4 protein-coding genes are annotated in these 3,520 nt (G+C 55.9%); all 4 read left to right on the top strand.

The genetic code is table 11. The features are described from left to right. Positions 1-111: 111 nt before the first annotated feature. On the top strand, positions 112-1,563 hold the full coding sequence (locus FAS41_RS30420; RefSeq protein WP_138526981.1) for a 3'-5' exonuclease: 1,452 nt from the start codon (positions 112-114) through the stop codon (positions 1,561-1,563). A gap of 310 nt (positions 1,564-1,873) precedes the next feature. Then, a complete protein-coding gene (locus FAS41_RS30415; protein ID WP_171049595.1) occupies positions 1,874-2,392 on the top strand; it encodes a hypothetical protein in 519 nt (172 codons plus the stop codon). Next, positions 2,310-3,269: an AAA family ATPase gene (locus tag FAS41_RS30410; RefSeq protein WP_138526980.1), complete on the top strand. Its 960-nt coding sequence runs from the start codon at positions 2,310-2,312 to the stop codon at positions 3,267-3,269. The genes FAS41_RS30415 and FAS41_RS30410 overlap by 83 nt, the downstream gene beginning before the upstream one ends. Positions 3,270-3,344: 75 nt before the next feature. After that, positions 3,345-3,520 (top strand): DUF3150 domain-containing protein (locus FAS41_RS31265; RefSeq protein ID WP_138526979.1); only part of this gene is annotated, 176 nt, incomplete at its 3' end.

The following is a 3,520-nucleotide window of genomic DNA, read 5'->3' as shown; positions in this document are numbered from 1 at the left end:
AGGCCCCGCCACATTTGGGTGTCAGGAAACATGTCCTTTTAATCACTCAATGTGCAGTGTGGATACCCAACCCAACTGACACGATGGTCAGCAGCGAGGCCGAAGAGAGGTATGAGAAGTACAGCCGAACAGAAGCTCATTATTGCCTATGGGGGGCGCACGTTGGTCGTTAAGGCATTCGCCGGTTGCGGCAAGACCTGGACCCTCGTCGCATACGCCAATGCGCACCCGAATCGCCGGATCCTCTACCTGGCCTACAACCGAGCCATTCGGGATGAGGGCGCTCAGAAGTTCCCGCCGAACGTGATCTGCAAGACGTCCCACCAACTGGCTTGGCCGCAGTTCGGGCGACTGTACGATCACAAGCTTGGGAAAATCAGGCTGACGGACGCCGCCGAGCTTCTGGAAACCAGGAAATGGGCGGATGTCCGAGAGTCGATCGCCGTCCTGAATGCCTTCCTCGCGAGCGCGGATTCTGAGGTCATGCTTCCCCACGTCGCGGCGGCATTGGACCAGGAAACGTACGAGACCTGCGGGGAAGCCCATATCGACAAGCTGATGGCCAACGCGGCTCGGCTGTGGGAGGCGATGATCGATGTCGAGCATTCTCTGCCGTGCCAGCACGATGCCTACCTGAAGCTCTACCAACTGAGCAAACCGGTTCTGGACTACGACGTCATCCTGTTCGATGAGGCCCAGGACAGTAACCCAGTGACCGCGGCGCTGGTCGCCGGGCAGCAAGCCAGGAAGATTTTTGTTGGGGACCAGTGGCAGCAGATCTACCGCTGGCGCGGAGCCGAGAACGCATTGGACCAGCAGGTCGAGGCAGGCGCTGACGTCATGTACCTGACCAACAGCTTCCGCTTCGGCCCGATGATCGCAGGCGTAGCCAACGCAATCCTCCGGCAGCAAGGCGAAACACGACCACTGGTTGGGTTGGGCCCCCGGGACAAAGTGATGACGTCGCTGCCGTTCGGTTGTGGGCACTACACCGTGCTGAACCGTACTGTCATGGGAGTGCTGATGACGGCGATCGACGCGGTGCTAGCCGGCAAGATGGTCTACTGGGTTGGGGGTATCGAGGCCTACCAGCTAGCAGACCTTGAGGACGTGCATGCACTGAAGTCGAATCGTCACGGCGACATCCGGAACAAGCGGCTATTCAGACCATTTGGTGACTTTGGGACCTTCGTCGAGGCGGCGGAGGAGAGCAAAGATGCCGAAATGAATCGCCTGGTCCGGATCACTAAAGAACATCACGACATCCCCAGGTTGGTGGCTGACTTGAGAGACCACACCACCGATGACCCGGCCGCGGCGGACATTGTCGTCAGCACGGCACACAAAGCGAAGGGATTGGAATGGGACGTGGTGCTCCTGCAGGACGATTTCCCCGATATCTTCGATACAGAAAAGGTCACGCCAGAACAGCGCAAGGACGAGTTGAACCTGCTGTACGTTGCGAACACGCGCGCCCGGAAAGTGCTTGTCATCAATCCCATCACCCAGCTGGTGATCATGAAGAGCCATGCTGAAATGCGCCGGGAGCGAGCGTCTGCTTGAAGCAAACTTCGCAATTTTGCGTACCGCCAGAGGCTTGCAGCCCTGGCGGCAAGCCGGCATGATTCAGGGGCCGAAAGGTGCGTAAGCTGCGCGCTCAAGCAGCTCAAGAATTTCCTCGCACAGCCTTCGGCTGTGCCGTTCAAGCGTTGAGCCTCCCGGCTCCGCATCCTCCAGAATCAAACGCTAGCGCATGAGCGCTGGTGCTTGTCCGTGCTCTGCACGGGTCGTCAGCTGCGACACAACAGCTTAAAAACCCTCGCGGGGAAATTTCCCCGTGTGGGAATTTCTCCGCTTCAACTTGGAGCGAGAAATGGAAAACGTAATCAACCTGACCAAATTCAAAACCACCAGCGAACTTGCGAACTTTGGAGTTCAGGATATTTCCAGCTGGAGTGAATTTAAAGAAATCCGCGATCTGCTGTATTTCCCGAGCGCACCGACAACTGAGGTCATCACTCAGCGTGTCGAGCGCCTGGGCGAGATCGCTGTTAAAGAGTCGAAGAAGACTGGGCACAAGACCGTTCTGGTCAGTTGCCCGCCGTGGATGACTGCTGCTCTGTGCCGTGAGTTGATGTATCACGGAATTGCACCGGTCGTTAGCTTCACAAAGAAATCGATCGATGAAGGCCTGACTGTTATCGCGTTAGTGCCTGCTGCTCGATCTAACTACCGAATACCCTATGGGGAGTTTTCCCCTTGGGGATTCTCCTTATCTGGGCCTCGCTTGAGAGAAAGGAGAAATTCAAATGCAATTCAAGGCACAAGTCCCTGTTTCGGCTTTTGGTTTTGTTTCCGACAAGACGGCACCCGCCTTCTCATCGGGGCATGAATGGCAAATGTACGTTCCCCCGGAGAAGAAGTATTTCTTTCGGGAGATGTTGCTCAAACCGTTCATGAACTGGCTGTACGCACCCTTCGGGGACAGCGCACTGCTGGTGGGGCCAACCGGATCGGGCAAGTCCTCGATCGTGGAGCAACTGGCAGCACGACTGAACTGGCCATGCATTACTGTTTCGGCTCATAGCCGAATGGAGATGCCGGAACTGGTGGGGTACAACCTGCCGGTCACCGACCAGCTGACCGGGGATCTAAACACCAAGTTTGTTGATGGCCCCCTCACCAAGGCTATGCGCAACGGATTCCTCTTTGTGCTGGATGAGTGGGACACCTTGGATCCTGCTGTCACCGTAGGCCTTCATGCTGTACTCGAAGGCCGTCCGCTGGTGATTGCAGAAAACAATGGTGAGGTCGTCAAAGCGCATCCGAACTTCCGCTTCGTAGGCTGTGGTAACACCAAAGGCCAAGGAGACGGGAACGGACTGCACGCGGGGACGATGATGCAAAACCTAGCGTCTCTGGATCGGTTCCGGGTTTTCGACTGCCCGTACCTGTCCGAGAAGGAAGAGTTGAAGGCACTGCTGGATGCTCTACCGGAAGTTGACGCGTCGATCGCCCAGCGAATGGTGCGGATTGCGAACTCGATTCGTGACCAGCACCAAGGCAAGAACGGCCAGTACCTCAGCGTGACGATGTCCACCAGGACAGTGCTTCGTTGGGCGCGTATTGCGACTGGGTACGCCAGCCAAGGCGTCAGCGAGCCGGCCAAAACTGCGTTGTTTGAGTCGCTGCTCAATCGCTGCGATCAAGTTCAACAAATCGCCATCAACCAAATCGCGAAAAGCGTATTCGGTAACGACTGGAAGTAAAAACCCTTTGGGGGAATCATCCCCCAAACAGGGCGTGATTTCCCCTTTCATGTTCGAGAGAAAGGAAAAATCACAATGGCTATTCAACCTAATGAAATTAAGATTCTTCAGCAGCTTCTGCTGGTGGATCTTTCAGATATTCATCTTTGGACAGCAAGAAAGAAACTTCAGCCTTCGATGTTTGAGGGTAAGGTTCCACCAGAAACTTTGGCGTCACTCGGGTCAATGCGCGTCATTGATCCTGAAGTTTT

Origin of the sequence: Pseudomonas nicosulfuronedens, assembly GCF_005877905.1 — a bacterium.
Classification (GTDB): Bacteria; Pseudomonadota; Gammaproteobacteria; order Pseudomonadales; family Pseudomonadaceae; genus Pseudomonas; species Pseudomonas nicosulfuronedens.
The sequence above is the reverse complement of the archived record's forward strand: the minus strand, read 5'-3'. Positions and strand labels throughout refer to the sequence as shown.